The sequence below is a fragment of the Agrobacterium sp. P15N1-A genome (assembly GCF_044626815.1).
Classification (GTDB): Bacteria; Pseudomonadota; Alphaproteobacteria; order Rhizobiales; family Rhizobiaceae; genus Agrobacterium; species Agrobacterium leguminum.
Window position 1 is genome coordinate 902,768 of the sequence record NZ_JBIUPF010000001.1, and the last position, 16,616, is coordinate 919,383.

The following is a 16,616-nucleotide window of genomic DNA, read 5'->3' on the forward strand; positions in this document are numbered from 1 at the left end:
ATATTCGGAGAGGGTCCCCCTCATCCGGCTCTTCGGGCCACCTTCTCCCCCTCGGGGAGAAGAAAACTCGCCTCATTCGTCACGCCTCCACGCCCTGCCCGCGGTGAAACAGCTCCACCTGCATGTCGATCTGCCGCTTCAGATCGTCCTTGATGCCGGCCGATGCGTTCAGCACCTCTTCGGACTTCAGGAAATCCAGCACACCGAAACGGTGCACGGGCGGGCGCAGGAAAATATGTGGCGGGCGTAACCTCAGTTTCAGGGCAATCGCCGCCTGCATCATCAGCTGGCTGGCGCCGAACAGGCTGTCCAGCCGGTTCGGCATGGTGGTTCCGTCACCTTCCGGGCCGCCGACGACATCGACGCCGATGACGATATCGGCGTGATCGAGCAGATGCTCATAGGGCACCGGATTAAAAATGCCGCCGTCGATCATGATGCGGCCATCGATACGCACCGGCATGAACAATGCGGGAATGGCGGCAGATGCGGCCAGCGCCTGGATGATCTCGCCGCGTTCCACCACCACTTCGGTCTGGGCGTAATAATCCGTCGCTATCACTTTGAGCGGAATGGCAAGCTCGGAAAAATCCTTCGGCAGAGCCTGCGGCATCAGGGCGTGCAGGATGAGTTCGAGGTTGAACTGCCCGAGGCGAAAACCGTCCACCGCATGGCGCATCGATGCCGGGCCGAGGCTCCAGAGCCGGTTGGCGACCGAGCCTTTTCGTCCCATCAGTTCAAGCGTGTATTCACGGATTTCCCGGCCGGTCATGCCGGCCGCCATGCCCGCGCCGATGATGGAGCCGATGGACGAACCGGAAATCGCTACAGGCCGGATACCGAGTTCGTCCAGCGCCTCGATGACGTTGATGTGGCAGATGCCGCGTGCGCCGCCGCCGCCGAGCGCCAGTCCGAAAGTCGGCTCTTGGCCACTCGAGCCGTCGCCTTCGAGAACCTCTTCCCCGGCGCGGACAATCGTTATGCTCTCGTTTACACCCTGCTCCATGCGAATACCCAAATTCTTTCCACGGCAAAGACTCTGCCTATTGCGCAAACAAGACAAGACCGTGGCGTGGCGGGAAACGCTCCTGTTAGAGCATTTTCGCTTTTCTTCGAATCGCGAAAACACTCTAACTCTTTGTTCTGTCGCATTTCCGGAGGGAAAACCGGGCTCCACTTTTGCTGGAAATGCTTTAAGGCTCGTAACGGTAGAAATGCATTTTCGTATCGCCGAAGATGCGGCTTTCGAGCGGTTTGAAAACCGGATCGACCTTGACCGTCACATCGCCGCGCTCTTCGAGAATGGCGAGCGCGCCGGGGTTCAGCCAGCCGCCGCCATGGGCGGCCGCGAAAGCCTTCTCGCCATGGCCATAGCCATAGGGCGGATCGGCGAAAAGAAGATCGAAGGGCTCGATATTGTTGACGCCGCCGAGCTTGGTAGCGTCACGCCGCAAAATGCGGGCGCGACCATGCAGACCCAGCGCATCGATATTTTCCCAGAGCAGCCCCCTGCCCTCCACGCCGTTTTCGACGAAGAGCGCCACGCGACAGCCGCGCGAAAGCGCCTCCAGACCGACCGCACCGGTTCCGGCGAAAACGTCCAGAACGCGCGTGCCATCCAGACTTTCCGGATAGGCATGGCTCAGAATATTGAAGAGGCTTTCCCGCGTCCTGTCGATGGTCGGACGAATGGAATTCGATTTCGGCGCGGCCAAACTCCGGCCGCGGAACTCACCGCCTACGATCCGCATTACGTGTCATTCCCCTGCCTCCAGAAGGTTTGCCACCCGGGCCTTTGCCGCCCGGCTTGCCGCCGCCGGGACCACCGGGGCCTTTGCTCTTGCCTGAGAAACCCGAACGTTCGCCACGTTCGCCCGATTTTCCGAAAGATGGCTTGCCGAATCCGGATTTACCGGCCGGCTTGCCGCCACGGGGCTTGTCTCCCGCCGGGCGCTCACCGCGTGGGCGGTCACCGTCTTCACGGGGCCTGTCGCGGAACGGACGGTCGCTGCGCGGGCGATCACCCTCTTCGCGCGGCTTGTCACGGAACGGCCGGTCGCCGAAAGGTTTGCCGCCGCGTGCCGGGCGGTCGCCGAAGCTCTTTTCACCGCGCGGACGATCGCCACGCGGGCGATCACCTTCTTCACGCGGCTTGTCGCGGAATGGCCGGTCGCCGAACGGCTTTCCGCCGCGTCCACCACGATCACCAAAGCTCTTTTCGCCACGCGGACGGTCGCCGCGTCCGCGACCACCTTCTTCTTCGCGGGGGGAATCTGAGCGGATCCACTCGCCCTCTGCATCGGCATGCCGCACGACGTTGCGTCGCGCTTCATCCTGGGCGGAAGGCTTCTTGAAGAGGTTTTCGGCTTCCGCGCGGGCGGAAGACTTGCGTTCCTTGCCGTCACGGGTCGGCCTTGCACCGGGCGCCATCCAGACATTGGCCGTGCGGCTGGTGCCGGCGGGCTGGCGGGGGCGGCGGTCGTCGCCCTCATCCTCGCTGCGGCCCTTGGCGCCAAATTTCCCGGCGGGCTTGGAGCCGAACTTGCCAGCCGGCTTGTCGCCGCGCTTGGTGTCGAGACGGCCGAGCGCCTTTTCCCGACGATCCTCGGACTTGCCGCTCTTTTCGAAGCGTGGCTTGCCTTCCGGCGTATCGCTCTTCGCCCATTCGGATTTCACGGGCCGCTTCGGCGTGTCGTCTTCTTCATCCTCAACGGGCGCATTGTAGATCGGCGCGTCGAAATTGGCGCCGGCCTGTTCGATCAGACGCGGGCCGAGCTGGTCGCGCAGCATGCGGCCGCGCACTTCCAGCACCTTGCCTTCAGCGAGATCGCCGAGCTGGAACGGACCGTAGGAAACGCGGATCAGGCGATTGACCTCGAGACCGAGCGCGCCGAGCACGTTCTTGATTTCGCGGTTCTTGCCTTCACGCAGGCCCATGCTGATCCAGACATTGTGGCCCTGGGTGCGGTCGAGCGTGGCATCGATTGCGCCGTAGAGCACGCCGTCGACGGCAATGCCTTCCTTCAGCTTGTCGAGCGCGGCCTGATCGACCTCGCCATGGGCGCGCACGCGGTAACGGCGCAGCCAGCCGGTGGTCGGCAGTTCCAGCACGCGGGAAAGTCCGCCATCGTTGGTGAGCAGCAGCAGGCCTTCGGTATTGATATCGAGACGGCCGATGGACAGAACGCGCGGCAGTTCACCCGGCAGATTGTCGAAAACGGTCGGGCGGCCTTCCGGGTCGGAATTGGTCGTCACCAGACCGGCGGGCTTGTGGTAGAGCCACAGGCGCGTGCGCTCGGCGCCGCGAATCGGCATGCCGTCGACTTCGATCTTGTCGGACAGCGTGGCGTTCACCACCGGCGTATCCAGCTTGACGCCGTTCAGCGACACGCGGCCTTCCATGATCATGCGCTCGACATCGCGGCGCGAGGCCACACCGGCGCGCGCCATGATCTTGGAAATGCGCTCGGGCTTGGAAGCGCCAACGGTTTCCGGCACCGGGGCCGCCTTTGCCTCGGTCGGTTTCTTTTCGCGCTCTGCGGCGGGCTTGCCGGGGCCTTTCGGCTTCCTGTCGCGGCTAAATGTCTTGCCGCCGTCACGCTTCGGCTTGTCTTTAAAAGTCATTTGCTGTTTGCCTGTTGTTTGGGCTGTCCTATCAGGTCCAAGCACAAGGGTTAAGAGGAAATTGAAACGCAATGGCCGAAAGGACGCATTTCATGGAGCTGGCGCTTTCGGAAGCCCGTGCCGCGGCTGAGCGGCAGGAGGTTCCGATCGGCGCGGTACTGGTTATGGACGGCCGCGTCATCGCCCGTTCCGGCAACCGCACCCGTGAATTGAACGATGTGACGGCTCACGCCGAAATCACCGTGATCCGCATGGCCTGCGAAGCGCTGGAGCAGGAACGCCTGCCCGGCGCCGATCTCTATGTGACACTGGAGCCCTGCACCATGTGCGCGGCGGCGATTTCATTCGCCCGTATCCGCCGGCTCTATTACGGCGCGCGAGACCCGAAGGGCGGCGCAGTGGAGAGTGGCGTGCGTTTCTTCAGCCAGCCGACATGCCACCATGCGCCGGATGTCTATTCGGGACTGGCGGAAAGCGAAAGTGCGGAAATCCTGCGGCAATTTTTCCGCGAGAAACGTCTAGACGATTGAGTGACCGGCGGGAGGCGCAAGCTTTCCCGCAGGCCGTCAGCCATTCATTATTACTGGAAGGGGTTCCACCAGCTCTTGCCGGTGTTTGCCACGGCCGCTTCTTTCTTGCGGCGCTTTTCCTTCTTCTGTTCCGGTTCGCCGAGATCGGTCAGCTGATCCTGCGGGACGCTGCGATATTCAGCCGGCGGATCGGTGAGGAACTTGCGCTGGGCGTTGACGACGGAGCCGCCCTGGGCATCGGCCTTGGCCTTGCGGAAGGCTTCCCATTTCTGGGTCTCGGTCATCTGGCCGGCCGTGCCGTTGCCGGCGAGCAGCGGCGAACGATAATGCGGGTTGTTCTTGTTGGCATCCGCCTCTTCGCGCAGGCGTTCGCGGGTTTCTTCCGGCGATTCGACCCATTGCGGATTGTTTTCGCGGCTTGCCATGTTCTGCTGCGGCTCTGCCAGCTGTTCGGCACGGGCCTGGGCGGGAACGACGAGGCCGGGGCGCGGGCTGTATTTCAGGTTGCGCTTTTCCTGATCGTTGCCGGTGATCGAGGTCGCGTTGCCGAGATCGTCGACAAGCTGTTCCGCCGCCGTCTTGCCCGTACCGTAGGTCGGGCTCGTGCAGGCGCCCAGCAGCACGCCTATCGTCGTGACGCCAACAACCGTGCGAAACATGCCCAAACCCTGCGCATTACCCTGCATCGTCTTCATTGAAACCCTTCCAGCCGTCCGTCCCACTTCGCCAGACATCGTCTTTCGGCAGGCGGCAGCCCGCATTGCCGTGCAAATCCGGCCATTTTCAGGCAGGTGTACCGGATGAAGAGGCAAAGCGCAATTCATCCGGTCATTTTCATCGCGCATCGGCCCGAAACCCGGAAACGGGTTTCGACAGGAACGATGCGCAGCTTCGGATCATCCGAGGGCTGCAAGCTCGCGCAGCGCGGCCGCATCGCGGGCCGAGACGTCAGGATACTCCGGATCGGAACCGACATCGGTGGTGATGCGCCAGGAACGGGCGCATTTTGCGCCTTCCGCCAGCTTCTGCTCGACCACGACCTTTGCCACTTCCGGCAGGCGGAAGCCATCGGCCGGGCCTTCATCGCCCACCACCGAGATGGCGGAGGTGATGCAGATTTCGGCGAAATCCTGCCCCTTCAGCGCCGCCAGAAGATCGGCGTCGGCAATGTGGACAACAGGGGCAGCTTCCAGCGAGGAGCCGATACGCTTTTCACGGCGTTCCACTTCCAGCGCGCCGGTGACGACCGTGCGGACTTTGCGGATTTTTTCCCACTTCGCTTCCAGCGCATCGTTTTTCCATTCCGCCGGGATTTCCGGGAACTGGACGAGATGCACCGACTCCGCATCCGGATAACGCGACAGCCAAGCCTCTTCAGTCGTGAAGGGCAGCATGGGCGCCAACCACGAGACGAGGCAATCGAACAGCTTTGCGATGACCGAGAGGGCAGCGCGGCGCTTCAGCGACGACGGCGCGTCGCAATAAAGCGTGTCCTTGCGGATATCGAAATAGAAGGCAGAGAGCTCGACATTGGCGAAATCCACCAGCGCGCGGGCGATCTTCTTGAACTCGAAACCGTCATAACCTTCACGCACGACGCCATCCAGTTCGGACAGGCGGTGCAGCACCAGCTTTTCCAGCTCCGGCAGATCGGCATAGGCGATCTCCTCGCCCTCATAATGGGCGAGCGTGCCGAGCATCCAGCGGATGGTGTTGCGCAGCTTGCGATAGGCATCGACATTGGTCTGGATGATGGCCTTGCCGAGGCGCTGGTCATCCCAATAATCCGTGGTCATGACCCACAGGCGCAGGATATCCGCGCCGGCGTCCTTCATGACTTCCTGCGGAGAAACCACGTTGCCCTTGGACTTCGACATCTTCTCGCCCTTCTCATCCATGGTGAAACCATGGGTGACAACGGCGTTATAGGGCGCACGGCCGCGCGTCGCGCAGCTTTCGAGCAGCGACGAGTGGAACCAGCCGCGATGCTGGTCGGAACCTTCCAGATAGACATCCGCCGGCCATTTCATGTCCGGGCGGTCTTCCAGCGTGAAGGTGTGGGTACAGCCGCTGTCGAACCAGACGTCGAGAATGTCCATGACCTGCTGCCAACGGGCATGGTCGTGGTCATTGCCGAGGAAACGTTCCTTGGCGCCTTCGGCGAACCAGGCATCCGCACCTTCGGCCTCGAAGGCCTCGATGATGCGGGCGTTGACGGCCTCATCGATCAGGACTTCACCCTTCTCATCGGCGAAGACGGCGATCGGCACGCCCCAGCTGCGCTGGCGCGACAGAACCCAGTCGGGCCGGCCTTCGATCATGGCGCGCAGGCGGTTCTGGCCGGAGGCCGGAACGAAACGCGTCTCATCGATGGCGTTCAGCGAACGCGAACGCAGCGTCGTGCCGTCGCCCAGTTCCTTGTCCATATAGACGAACCATTGCGGCGTGTTGCGGAAGATGACCGGCTTCTTGGAGCGCCAGCTATGCGGATAGCTGTGCTTCAGACGGCCACGGGCAAACAAATTGTTTTCCGCGATCAGCGCCTTGATGACGCGGTCATTGGCATCGCCCTTCTTGCCGTTGTCGTCCATGACGCGGGCAGCGCCGCCTTCGGCGGACGGGCCGAAACCGGGGGCGTCTTCGGTGTAGAAACCGTCATCGCCAACCGGGAACGGGATGGCCGACGAAACGCCGCGCGCTTCCAGCTCACGCTGATGCGCGGTCCAGACGTCAAAGTCCTCACGGCCGTGGCTCGGCGCGGTGTGCACGAAGCCCGTACCGGCATCGTCGGTGACGTGATCGCCTTCGAGAAGCGGGACCGGGAAATCGTAGCCGAGCGACGCCAGAGGATGGGCGCAGGTGATAGCGGCCAGTTCTTCGGTTTTGACATCGCGAACAAGCTTGAAGGTCAGCTTCGCCTTGGCCGCTGCCTCATCGGCAAGCTTCTTGGCGAAGATCAGCTTTTCGCCCGGCTGCGGGCCGAAATCGTTCTGGGTGCTTTCGACTTCGTAGAGGCCATATTCGACCCGCGACGAAAACGCGATGGCGCGGTTGCCGGGGATCGTCCACGGCGTGGTCGTCCAGATGACGACGGAAGCGCCGGAAAGAACAGGAGCCGCCTGCACAACCGGGAACTTCACCCAGATCATGTCGCTCTCGACATCGGCATATTCGACTTCGGCTTCCGCCAGCGCGGTGCGCTCGACCACCGACCACATGATGGGCTTCGAGCCGCGATAGAGCTGGCCGGTCCGGGCGATTTTCAGCAACTCGCCGGCGATGCGGGCTTCGGCGTGGAAGTTCATCGTGGTGTAGGGGTTTTCAAAGTCGCCCTCGATGCCGAGGCGTTTGAACTCCTCCGACTGAACCTTGATCCAGCCGGCCGCGAAGTCACGGCATTCCTTGCGGAATTCGTTGACCGGAACCTCGTCCTTGTTCTTGCCCCTGGCGCGGTAGGCTTCCTCGATCTTCCATTCGATCGGCAGGCCGTGGCAATCCCAGCCGGGCACGTAATTAGCGTCGTAACCGCGCATCTGGAACGAGCGGGTGATGACGTCTTTCAGGATCTTGTTCAGCGCGTGGCCGATGTGGATGTTGCCGTTGGCATAGGGCGGGCCGTCATGCAGCACGAATTTTTCGCGGCCGGCGGCGGACGCACGCAGGCGCTTGTAAAGGCCCATCTCCTGCCAGCGCTTCACCGTTTCCGGTTCTTTTTGCGGCAGGCCGGCGCGCATCGGAAAATCCGTCTGCGGCAGATACAGGGTGGCGGAATAGTCGAGTTTTTCTGCGGTGTCGCTCATAATCGTACCGTTGTTGCGCGCCGTAGCGGTCGCGCCGTCTCAATTCAAAACAGGGCAAATACGGAAAGCGCCATGACAAATGTCATGACAAGCGCCAAAATCCCGGACCTTCCGGCTCGTCAGAGCGGGCGGAAAGCCGGGCCAATAATTCGGCCAATCTGAGTTTTAAACATCAACCGGTATTGGGACATGGTGGATTGTTTATGCGGTTTTCCAGTAAAAAGGAAGAGAAAAGCGACAGCAATCCGGGCCGGAATTAAGGGTCTGTCGGCCCTTTCAGCTCAAAAGGCGATCTTGGCGTCCAGTTCGCTCAGCGCCCGCACGCCTGACAGCATTGCCCTTGCCTCTTCCTCGTCGCGCCTGATCTGCGCAACCAGCGGTTCGAGACCGTCAAATTTCAGCTCGTCGCGCAGATGCCCGAAGAAGGAGACCGAACAGACTTCGCCGTAAAGATCGCCTGAAAAATCGAAGACGAATGTTTCAAGCAGCGCCGCACCGTTTTCGGTGACGGTCGGGCGGTAACCGAAGCTTGCCACGCCATCGCGGATCGAACCGTCCGGGCGGCGGAACCGCACGGCATAGATGCCGGCCTTCAGTTCCGTTTCCGGCGCCAGCGCCATGTTGGCGGTGGGGTAACCCAGCGTCCGCCCCAGTTTCTGGCCGCCGATGACTTCGCTTTCCACCGTGAAGCGATAACCGAGCAGGCCTGCGGCGCCCGCCACATCGCCTTCGCACAGAAGCGAGCGGATACGGCTGGAAGAAACGACATCCGCGCCCTCGTCGCGGAAGGCATCCACCAGCGTCACGTCGAAGCCATGGCGTTTGCCGGCCTCCATCAGAAATGCCGGGCCGCCTTCGCGGCCCTTGCCGAAATGGAAATCGAAGCCGGTGACGACAGCGCTGGCGTGAAGCCAGTCGACCAGAATGGACTGGACGAATTCCTCCGCCGAGCGCTGCGAAAATTCCCGGTCGAAGGGATATTCGATGACGGAGCGGAAACCGATGGCCTCAAGGATGCGCGCCTTCAGCGGCGCGGGCGTGAGGCGAAAGACCGGCGTATCGGGACGGAAGACGGAACGGGGATGCGGCTCGAAGGTCAGCACCAGCGCGGGAACGCCACGGGCTTCCGCCAGCTCCAGAGCACGATCCAGCACAGCCCGGTGGCCGCGATGCACACCGTCGAAATTGCCGATGGCGATGACGCCGCCGCGAAGAGCTTCCGGCAGCGGCTCCTTTTTTTCATTGCGGTGAAAAACGGTCATGGCAATCGATCCATTCCTGCGCCAGCTATTCCTCAGGCAAGACGTCCTCAGGCGAGACGGGGCATCCACCAGCCGGGAGCCGCGCCCTGCCCCTTGAGATAGGCGTTGAGAAGCGCCTCGTCCGTCTGGCCGTTCAGCGTATATTCGGCGGCGTGAATTCCGCCGCTGATATAAAGAAGGTTGAGGCCGCTCGCAATCGCGCCCTTCACATCCGTCGGCATGCCGTCGCCGATGGCGAGCACGCGATCCTTGGCGAAGGCGCCGCGCACCTCCTTGGCCGCCGCAAGGCAGGCTTCATAGATCGGCGCATGCGGCTTGCCGGCAATACGGACCTCGCCGCCGAGCTGTTCGTAGTAAGCGGCCATGGCGCCGGCGCAGGGAATGATGCGCTCGCCGCGCTCCACCACCAGATCGGGATTGGCGCAGATCATCGGCACGTTGCGGGCAATGAAGCCCTTGAGCATTTCGGTATAATCCTCTGGCGTTTCCGTCTCGTCATCGAAAAAGCCGGTGCAGACTACGGACTGCGCTTCCGCCTCGCCGACACATTCGACATCGAGACCTTCCAGCAACGGCATGTCCCGCTCCGGGCCGAGCAGGAAGACCTTTTTTGGGCCTTCCGCGATCAGGCCGCGGGTGACGTCGCCGGACGTGATGATACGGTCATAGGCCTCATCCGGCACGCCGAGAACGCGAAGCTGGGCGATGACGCCGGGAGCGGGGCGCGGCGAATTGGTGATGAGCACCACCGTCTTGCCGGCGTTGCGCGCTTCCCGCAGGGCAACCGCCGCATCCGGAAAGGCGCTGACGCCATTGTGCAGCACGCCCCAGACATCCGAAAGAATAACGTCGAACCCAGCCGTAATTTCGCCGAGAGTGAGAATGCGATGGGCCATGAGATGCTTTCCGGATGCGAGAAGAGGGTGAGCGTCACATCGCAAAGCGGGACGCCGATGGCAAGGAAAAAAGCGCCGCCAGACCGGTCTTTGGTCCGCCTGACGCAGCATGAACACAAATGCCCCTTAGATGCGATGCGGCCGCAACGCGCGAAAAGAACGACGTCGCCGCGCCCGTCCGCGCATGGGAAATTTCTGTCATGGAACGCTGATAACCATAAGCCATGAAATTTTTCAGACAGGGCGTTCTTGACTCCGGAAGAAGCCCTCCTTATCTCGGTTCCGCTGGCACTCAAACAAGAAGAGTGCTAACACCCATCACGCGAGCCTGCGAAGGTTCATGAAGTCATTTGATCGAGGGATTAGGCAATGACAAGCACCAATTTCCGCCCGCTTCACGATCGCGTCGTCGTTCGTCGCGTTGAATCCGAAGCCAAGACCAAGGGCGGCATCATCATTCCCGATACCGCCAAGGAAAAGCCGCAGGAAGGCGAAATCGTCGCCGTCGGTTCCGGCGCACGCGATGAGTCCGGCAAGGTCGTCGCTCTCGACGTCAAGGCTGGTGACCGCGTTCTGTTCGGCAAGTGGTCGGGCACCGAAGTCAAGCTCAACGGCGAAGACCTTCTGATCATGAAGGAAGCCGACATCATGGGCATCATCGGCTGATTTCGGCCGACCCATCCTTCCTTAAATTTCAAGCCGGACCCGTTCCGGCCATTCGAAACCAGGAGTTTTGAACATGGCAGCCAAAGAAGTAAAATTCGGCCGCACAGCACGCGAAAAGATGCTCAAGGGCGTCGACGTTCTTGCTGATGCAGTGAAGGTAACCCTCGGCCCGAAGGGTCGTAACGTCGTTATCGACAAGTCCTTCGGCGCTCCGCGCATCACCAAGGACGGCGTTTCCGTCGCCAAGGAAATCGAACTGGAAGACAAGTTCGAGAACATGGGCGCGCAGCTCGTTCGCGAAGTTGCCTCCAAGACCAACGACATCGCCGGTGACGGCACCACCACCGCGACCGTTCTGGCCCAGGCCATCGTTCGCGAAGGTTCCAAGGCGGTTGCTGCCGGCATGAACCCGATGGACCTGAAGCGCGGTATCGATCTGGCCGTTGCTGAAGTCGTCAAGGACCTTCAGGCCAAGGCCAAGAAGATCAACACGTCTGAAGAAGTTGCGCAGGTCGGCACGATCTCTGCAAACGGCGAGCGTCAGATCGGTCTCGACATTGCTGAAGCAATGCAGAAGGTCGGCAACGAAGGCGTCATCACCGTTGAAGAAGCCAAGACCGCTGAAACCGAACTCGAAGTCGTCGAAGGCATGCAGTTCGACCGCGGCTACCTGTCGCCCTACTTCGTGACCAACCCGGAAAAGATGGTTGCGGACCTCGAAGACGCATACATCCTCCTGCACGAAAAGAAGCTCTCGAACCTCCAGGCCATGCTGCCGGTTCTCGAAGCTGTCGTTCAGACCGGCAAGCCGCTCGTCATCATCGCTGAAGACGTCGAAGGCGAAGCTCTTGCAACGCTCGTTGTCAACAAGCTGCGTGGCGGCCTCAAGATCGCTGCCGTCAAGGCTCCGGGCTTCGGCGACCGCCGCAAGGCCATGCTGGAAGACATCGCCATCCTGACCGGTGGTACCGTCATTTCCGAAGACCTCGGCATCAAGCTCGAAAACGTTACCCTCGACATGCTCGGCAAGTCGAAGAAGGTTTCGATCTCCAAGGAAAACACCACGATCGTTGACGGCGCCGGCCAGAAGTCCGACATCGAAGGCCGTGTTGCCCAGATCAAGGCCCAGATCGAAGAAACCACCTCCGACTACGACCGCGAAAAGCTGCAGGAACGTCTTGCCAAGCTCGCTGGCGGCGTTGCCGTTATCCGCGTCGGCGGTTCGACGGAAGTCGAAGTGAAGGAAAAGAAGGACCGCATCGACGACGCTCTCAACGCGACGCGCGCTGCCGTTCAGGAAGGCATCGTACCGGGCGGCGGCGTTGCCCTGCTGCGTTCGTCCACGAAGATCACCGCAAAGGGTGAAAACGACGACCAGGAAGCCGGTATCAACATCATCCGCCGCGCCCTGCAGGCTCTGGTTCGCCAGATCGCAGACAACGCAGGTGACGAAGCTTCCATCGTTGTCGGCAAGATCCTCGAGAAGAACGAAGACAACTACGGCTACAACGCCCAGACCGGCGAATATGGCGACCTGATCCAGCTCGGCATCGTCGACCCGGTCAAGGTTGTTCGTACGGCTCTGCAGAACGCAGCTTCGGTTGCTTCGCTGCTGATCACCACCGAAGCCATGATCGCCGAGCTTCCGAAGAAGGACGCTCCGATGCCGGCAATGCCGGGCGGCGGCATGGGCGGCATGGACTTCTAATCAGTCCTGTCACCGGAATAAGGAAAGGGCGGTCTTCGGACCGCCCTTTTTCTTTGCCGCCCATGCGTGATTGATGGAGGGCGGCGCATCTTATCGGCCTCATCCTTGGGATAGGCCACTGCCGTCCGGTTTAAATTTCTCGAAGAAATCAGGTGTCATTGGTTCTATTATTTTCGGGCATGCCGTGCCAAACCGGACACCAAAGAAGACTAGCGTTGTCAGATGGGAAGACAGGCTAGCCAATCACGCCGACGTCATCCTCGGGCCTGTCCCGAGGATGACGTCGAGGGAATGTTGACCCTCCCTTACTAAAAGGCTGCCGCCCGTCCGGAATTTAAATCGGACGGCAGTGGGGACAGGCCCGAGGATGACGTCAGCGCTCTCACGAGAGATGCTTCATGAAAATCAACAGGTTGCACAATTCTGAAGGCCGAAAGCGGAAGGGTTCGTGTATTGTCCCGTTTTGGAACAGGCATGATTTTATCCGGCTATTTTTTGCAGCCCTATGCAATAATGGGGCACATTCAAGAGCGAATCACCACCCAATACGGGCCGGTTTCCACTCGGACCGGCTTATAAGTGCGCTATTTAGTTGTGCTTTTTCGCAAGTCTCGCGATTTTGAAGAAGAAATACATAATATTTTTGATTTTCTCACTGGCTGGTTGTTGTAGGTAGGGGAAAATAAACTATAAGTCACCCCCCGTAAGGGTTCCGCGACGGGGCGGCCAGCATCGAAGGGGTTTCGATGCCTGGCAAACACGTTCGACTGCGGGTGGCGGTAAAGGTTCAACCTGGCAGTGGCGCTTGAAGTGGCGGCGCTGGCACGTGTTCATGCGGGGGCGCGATTTGTTTGAAATATCAAGACGCAACGATGCTCTGCCTGCGGCGCTGACGACCACGCCCGATCCCCGGACCCTGTCGCATTTCTTCATGTCGGAGGAGTGGAGCAGCGATCTTTCCAGTGGCGTCATCCGGCTCGGCGAACACGCGTCGTTCATGCATGGCCTGCCGCCGGGCGAGTGCGGGTTGCTCAGCCTTGTCCGCTGTTACGACCGCGCTGACCACGCCCGCGTTCTGGAACTTTTCGAGCAGGTCTCCACTGCACCCTCACGTTTCTGTTTTTCAACCGGCCTCTCCATCTTGCCGGCGATGCGCCAGCCGGTCATCTGCATGGGTGAATCTTCCGGCTTCGAAGACGGGCAGCAAGGGCGCATATCAGGGCTTTTCCTGTTTCCGCGCCTTGAGGATATTCGCTTCGCCGCCTGAACATAGCCAACGGACCCAGGATGTTCGTTCACCATATGAAGACAATTCGTCTCCTATTGTTCATCTTTCGGCGCGAATGATTTTCGGTCATTGATATCTTCAGACATTGCAGTTCAACCGGCGACACGCCGATTATTTACCGGAGATATCCATGTCCAGCAGCCAGAACGTTCTCGTTCTCATCGCCCGTATTCTGCTTTCTTTCATCTTCATCACGTCGGGCTTCAGCAAGCTCGTCGATCCGGCCGGTACGGCCGGCATGATCACGGGCGCCGGCCTGCCCGCCGCAACCGCGCTTGCCTATATCGCAGGCCTGTTCGAACTCGTTGCCGGTCTTGCCATTCTCGCTGGTTTCCAGACCAAAATCGCTGCCTGGGCGCTTGCCGTCTTCTGCGTCTTCACCGGTCTGGTTTTCCACAGCGGCACCGTTGCCGTTCCCGGCTGGCCTGAGCCGGCTCTTGGCTGGATCAACACGCTGAACGGCATCATGATGGTGAAGAACATCACCCTTGCCGGCGCTTACATCCTGCTTGCCGCCTTCGGCCCCGGCGCCTATTCCGTCGACGCTAAGCGCGGCACGGCTGTGGCCCACGCCTGAGCCAGACAGATCGACCAATAAAAAGCCGCCGGATCGCTCCGGCGGCTTTTTGTTTACGTCGTCAGACCGCAGCCCTGATGCGCGAGGCGATTTCCTGAACCGCCGCGTCGCCGTCATGCTCCGGCTTGCGAGCGCGCACAAAGCAGGCTTCCGAACGGACAATGATGCCATCGGAGAGGATTTTCAGGTGGTTGGCCTTCAGCGTCGAGCCGGTCGAGGTGATATCGACGATGATATCCGCCTGCCCTGCGGCCGGCGCACCCTCGGTCGCGCCAAGGCTTTCGACGATACGATAAAGCTGAATGCCGTGCTGGCGCGAAAAGAACTGCTGCGTCAGCCGCCAATATTTGGTGGCGATGGCGAGCCTGCGGCCATGACGGGCGCGGAATTCCGAAGCGACATCGCCAAGATCGGCCATGCTGTCCACATCCAGCCAGATTTCCGGCACCGCGACCACGACGTCGGCATGGCCGAAACCGAGGCGGGCGCAGAATTCCACCTGCGCATCGGCATTGGTCAGTCCCTCGCGCACAAGATCCTCACCCGTCACGCCGAAATCCACTGTGCCGGCGCCGATCTCGCGGGCGATCTCGGAAGCCGACAGATAGGCGATTTCGATATTGTCGCGTCCTTCGATGCGGCCGCGATAGGAGCGGTCATTGCCGACAGCCGCGACTTTCAGCCCGGCGCGCTCGAGAACGGCGGAGGCATCTTCCTTCATCCGGCCCTTGGAGGGCAATGCGATGGTGATCATGGCCTGTTGCTCCCGCGCACCGCTTCGATGCGATCCAGCCAGAGCGAAAAGCCCACGGCCGGGATTTTTTCCTGTGCGCCGAGCAGGGTCAGCAGCCGGTCGAAACGGCCGCCACCGGCCAGAACGCTGTCTCCACCCGCTTCCACCACCTCGAAGACAAGGCCGGTATAATAATCGAGCGGACGACCGAAGGCCGCGCCATAGGTGACGGTTTCAAGATCGACACCGGCATTGGCAAGCGCTGCGACGCGTTTGTCGAAAGCCGAAAGTGCGCCGTCCAGTTTCAGCTTCGCCTTTGCGGCAAAATCGGCAAGAACCTGCGAGGCCTGCGGCAGGGGCGCCTTCAGGGCCAGGAACTGCTTGAGCAGCGCGAAGCTTTCATCCGGTAGGCGTGTGGCGGCAAGCGCCAGTTTTTCGCGGAGGCGGCGGGCGATTTCCTGCGGTGAACGGCTGGCATTGGTGGAATAGCCGGTTTCCTGCATCACCGTATCGAGATAATCGACCAGCACCGTCTCGTCGCCCGTCGCCAGAAGGCCGGCAACCCTTGCATCCAGCCCGGTCATCGGCTTGGGATGCACGAGGCTTTCCAGAAGCGCGTCGAGCTGCGCCATATCGCCGAAGGCCTGCACCAGCCGCTTCTGCCAGCCAAGCGGCAGGCCGAGGGCGGCAACCACCGCTTCGAACACCTGCTGGTCGCCCAGCGTGACGGCAAGCGCCCGGCCCGGCAGCAGGCGCTGCAGAATGCCGGTGGCGTCAATGACGGCACGGGCATCGGCGGCGGCGATATCGGTATCGCCGAGATCCTCGATACCGGCCTGATAAAACTCGTTGGCACCTTCGCGACGCTGGCGAAAGACTTCGCCGAGATAAGAATAACGCTTCGGCGTGCCGGTCGCCGTCTCGATATGGCGCAGGCAGACCGGGATGGTGAATTCGGGGCGCAGGCACAGGCTCTCACCCGTTTCGCTCTCCGTCATGAAGATACGGCGGCGCAGATCCTCGCCGGCCATATCCAGAAACGGTTCGGCGGGCTGGATGACCGGCGTGTTCACACGGCTCGTGCGGCGCGCGGCGAATTCTTCCAGTAGCTCTCCGGAAAATTCCGGCATGTCGATCAGGGGCATGGAACGGTACTTTTCGTCACGGTTCGAGCGGCTGCATCATTTCGATGCGGTTTCCGAAGGGATCATGGACATAAAACCGGTGATACCCTTCAAGCGGCTCATCCTCAACCACATGGCAGCCTGCTGTTTCAAGTGTTTTTCGCAAGGTTGCCATATCATCGACCAGAAAGGCCGGATGGGCTTTCATCGCCGGGCGAAAATCCTGCTCGACGCCGAGATGCAGTTTTATCGAACCCCGGCTGAACCAGCACCCGCCGCGCGCGGCCAGATTGGCGGGCTTGATCTGCTCCGCAAAGCCGAGCAGGCCGCCATAGAAAGCGCGCGCCTCATCTTCGCGGCCAGCCGGCATCGCCAGTTGAACATGGTCGAGCGCAAGGATCGCCATGG

At 61.1% G+C, this 16,616-nt stretch carries 15 protein-coding genes; 5 read left to right on the forward strand and 10 right to left on the reverse strand.

The genetic code is table 11. The annotated features are described in order from the left end of the window. Positions 1-79 precede the first annotated feature (79 nt). The 3 genes from ACIK7D_RS04480 to ACIK7D_RS04490 all read right to left on the reverse strand — a co-directional run bounded on the left by ACIK7D_RS04480 (position 80) and on the right by ACIK7D_RS04490 (position 3,624). Positions 80-1,006 (reverse strand): patatin-like phospholipase family protein, encoded by a 927-nt coding sequence (locus ACIK7D_RS04480; RefSeq protein ID WP_080817629.1) that lies wholly within the window; start codon positions 1,004-1,006, stop codon positions 80-82. A gap of 187 nt (positions 1,007-1,193) precedes the next feature. Beyond that, complete coding sequence (gene rsmD, locus ACIK7D_RS04485) at positions 1,194-1,751, reverse strand: 16S rRNA (guanine(966)-N(2))-methyltransferase RsmD (RefSeq protein ID WP_035259743.1); 558 nt, start codon at positions 1,749-1,751, stop codon at positions 1,194-1,196. Further along, a complete protein-coding gene (locus ACIK7D_RS04490; RefSeq protein WP_400155712.1) occupies positions 1,732-3,624 on the reverse strand; it encodes a pseudouridine synthase in 1,893 nt (630 codons plus the stop codon). The genes rsmD and ACIK7D_RS04490 overlap by 20 nt, the downstream gene beginning before the upstream one ends. A gap of 71 nt (positions 3,625-3,695) precedes the next feature. On the opposite strand from ACIK7D_RS04490, the gene ACIK7D_RS04495 reads away from it, so the two are divergent. After that, entirely contained in the window at positions 3,696-4,154 is a 459-nt protein-coding gene (locus tag ACIK7D_RS04495; RefSeq protein WP_400155713.1) for a nucleoside deaminase, read from the forward strand. Positions 4,155-4,204: 50 nt separating this feature from the next. On the opposite strand, the gene ACIK7D_RS04500 is transcribed toward ACIK7D_RS04495, so the two are convergent. The 4 genes from ACIK7D_RS04500 to ACIK7D_RS04515 form a co-directional block, all read right to left on the reverse strand. Continuing rightward, positions 4,205-4,849: a hypothetical protein gene (locus ACIK7D_RS04500; protein ID WP_035261000.1), complete on the reverse strand. Its 645-nt coding sequence runs from the start codon at positions 4,847-4,849 to the stop codon at positions 4,205-4,207. Between the two features lie 201 nt (positions 4,850-5,050). Continuing rightward, positions 5,051-7,954, reverse strand: coding sequence for an isoleucine--tRNA ligase (ileS, locus tag ACIK7D_RS04505; RefSeq protein ID WP_400155714.1), 2,904 nt, complete (start codon positions 7,952-7,954; stop codon positions 5,051-5,053). Positions 7,955-8,235: 281 nt separating this feature from the next. Continuing rightward, a complete protein-coding gene (locus tag ACIK7D_RS04510) occupies positions 8,236-9,216 on the reverse strand; it encodes a bifunctional riboflavin kinase/FAD synthetase (RefSeq protein WP_400155715.1) in 981 nt (326 codons plus the stop codon). 47 nt (positions 9,217-9,263) lie between these two features. Next, a complete protein-coding gene (locus ACIK7D_RS04515; RefSeq protein WP_262534855.1) occupies positions 9,264-10,112 on the reverse strand; it encodes a TIGR01459 family HAD-type hydrolase in 849 nt (282 codons plus the stop codon). Between the two features lie 369 nt (positions 10,113-10,481). Here ACIK7D_RS04515 and groES point away from each other — a divergent pair, with 369 nt between their 5' ends. The 4 genes from groES (at position 10,482) to ACIK7D_RS04535 (ending at position 14,351) form a co-directional block, all read left to right on the forward strand. Further along, positions 10,482-10,778, forward strand: coding sequence for a co-chaperone GroES (gene groES / locus ACIK7D_RS04520; protein WP_003522946.1), 297 nt, complete (start codon positions 10,482-10,484; stop codon positions 10,776-10,778). A gap of 73 nt (positions 10,779-10,851) precedes the next feature. Then, complete coding sequence (gene groL / locus ACIK7D_RS04525) at positions 10,852-12,486, forward strand: chaperonin GroEL (RefSeq protein ID WP_063947704.1); 1,635 nt, start codon at positions 10,852-10,854, stop codon at positions 12,484-12,486. A gap of 832 nt (positions 12,487-13,318) precedes the next feature. Then, entirely contained in the window at positions 13,319-13,753 is a 435-nt protein-coding gene (locus ACIK7D_RS04530; protein WP_080817653.1) for a hypothetical protein, read from the forward strand. 151 nt (positions 13,754-13,904) lie between these two features. After that, entirely contained in the window at positions 13,905-14,351 is a 447-nt protein-coding gene (locus ACIK7D_RS04535; protein ID WP_127756301.1) for a DoxX family protein, read from the forward strand. Positions 14,352-14,412: 61 nt separating this feature from the next. Here ACIK7D_RS04535 and hisG read toward each other — a convergent pair whose 3' ends face one another. Genes hisG through ACIK7D_RS04550 form a run of 3 tightly spaced genes read right to left on the reverse strand, consistent with a single transcriptional unit; the run spans position 14,413 to position 16,614 of the window. Next, the gene (gene hisG, locus ACIK7D_RS04540) at positions 14,413-15,105 is read right to left on the reverse strand and encodes an ATP phosphoribosyltransferase (protein ID WP_400155716.1); all 693 of its coding nucleotides are present in this window, start codon (positions 15,103-15,105) and stop codon (positions 14,413-14,415) included. Further along, positions 15,102-16,229, reverse strand: coding sequence for an ATP phosphoribosyltransferase regulatory subunit (locus ACIK7D_RS04545; RefSeq protein WP_137452312.1), 1,128 nt, complete (start codon positions 16,227-16,229; stop codon positions 15,102-15,104). The genes hisG and ACIK7D_RS04545 overlap by 4 nt, the downstream gene beginning before the upstream one ends. 16 nt (positions 16,230-16,245) lie before the next feature. Then, complete coding sequence (locus ACIK7D_RS04550; RefSeq protein ID WP_400155717.1) at positions 16,246-16,614, reverse strand: VOC family protein; 369 nt, start codon at positions 16,612-16,614, stop codon at positions 16,246-16,248. Positions 16,615-16,616 lie beyond the last annotated feature (2 nt).